2 protein-coding genes are annotated in these 1,663 nt (G+C 51.4%); both read right to left on the bottom strand.

From position 1 onward, the window contains the following. Window positions 1-206: 206 nt before the first annotated feature. Entirely contained in the window at window positions 207-803 is a 597-nt protein-coding gene (locus GOB87_RS16380; protein WP_166319162.1) for a recombinase family protein, read from the bottom strand. Between the two features lie 161 nt (window positions 804-964). Next, window positions 965-1,555 carry a recombinase family protein gene (locus GOB87_RS16375; RefSeq protein WP_166319159.1) on the bottom strand — a complete coding sequence of 197 codons (591 nt, stop codon included), beginning with the start codon at window positions 1,553-1,555 and terminating at the stop codon, window positions 965-967. Between the last annotated feature and the right edge of the window lie 108 nt (window positions 1,556-1,663).

The following is a 1,663-nucleotide window of genomic DNA, read 5'->3' as shown; positions in this document are numbered from 1 at the left end:
TGCCAAGGCAATGAGGTTCAATCAGCGCCCATTGGGCGTCTGTCAGCACAAAGCGTTCCATCCGAAGCTTGAATCATAACCCAAGCCTCATGTGAATCCCCACAAACCCTAATCGAACCCAATATTCCGCATGTCTCAGACCGATGCCGTTAGCACCCATATAATGCTATCATGTTTATGTGTTAACACATAAACACAGTGACGTGTTATCTTTCCCGCTGCACAATGGCAGCGACAGTGTTCTTGCTGATTCCCAGATCGCGGGCGATCCACCGATAACTCCGCTTTTCGGCCACCAACGCCAGAACCTTCGGAGCCAGACGGTCAGACTTCGGCCGCTCTCCTTTCTGTCGGCCGAGAATCTTCCCTCGCGCCCTGGCGGCGGCCAGACCGGACTTCACCCGCTTGCTGATCAGATCCCGCTCGAACTCTGCAATCCCGGCCAGAACCGTCGCCAGCATCCGTCCATGTGGTGTTGCCAGATCGAACGTCATCCCCGTTATGGCGATCAGGGAAACACGATAGCTCTCCAGCTCCTGAAGCGTGGAGATGAGATCAATAGTCGAACGCCCCCAGCGGGACAGCTCCGTCACCAGAATGGCGTCAATTTTACGGGCCTGGGCCAGTGCCATGACCTTTCGACGCTCGGCCCGATCCACTCGAACGCCAGAGCCGGTCTCCATGAAAACGTCCAGCACTTCATAGCCCGCACGTTCAGCAAACCGCTTCAGCTCGTCCTTCTGGCGCACGCAGGACTGATCGGCCGTGGAAACCCGGCAATAGATGACCGCGCGCTGTCCCATTTGAACCCTCCCGGAAAAACCACCATGCAGGCCTTGATACACCGTGGCTCCGGGTTGTCCCAATCTGACTATATTCTATTTAATACATAAATGCACTTTCTCCGAAGAAGGTAACCGTTTTTCGTCGGTAGCCAACACAAGAGTATTTCTCGCAATTACTGTTAAAGAGTCTTTTTATTTTTACGGCTTTTGTGGCTGTCTGCTCCAGTTGTAATCCGCGACACTGTGCCGACACTAACGTCAAAAGCCTCAGCAATATCTTTTAAAAACTCTCCATTTTGACGACGCCTAATAATATCTTGTCGTTGAAGCTCTGAGACTTTTGCCGGTCGTCCCATTTTTACGCCAAGTTGCACAGCTCTCGCACGACCTTCGGCCGTACGGGTTCGGATCAGATCCCGCTCAACATCCGCTAGCCCGCCTAAAACAGCAAGCATCAAACGACCAGTACTTGTTGTCGTATCGGCCCAAGGTTCCGCCAAGGAGTAAAACTGCGCTCCCTTCTGGATAATTTCTTTTACAATGGCAAAGAGGTCGAATGTACTACGTGCCAACCTGTCAATCCGAGTGACAACAACTGTATCTCCATAGGAAAGGTTTTTTATAAGACGACGTAACTGCACACGTTCAACATCGGCTCCGCTTGCTTTCTCACGAAAAACTTTATGACACTCACAACCATTGAGCGTTTGAATCTGCATATCAAGAGCCTGGCCAATCGTGCTGACACGAGCATAACCAATTCTACTCACCTGGAGGGTTCGAAAAACCCTTGGCTCTGAGCTGTTCTGTGTGATTCCATTTCTTCGGCGTTGATTGGGGATGGTGGAAGATGAAGCAGCCTGGTTTCTTTGATGTTG

The sequence above is a fragment of the Acetobacter estunensis genome, from assembly GCF_011516945.1.
GTDB lineage: Bacteria > Pseudomonadota > Alphaproteobacteria > Acetobacterales > Acetobacteraceae > Acetobacter > Acetobacter estunensis.
This window is presented reverse-complemented; position numbering and strand designations above follow the sequence as displayed.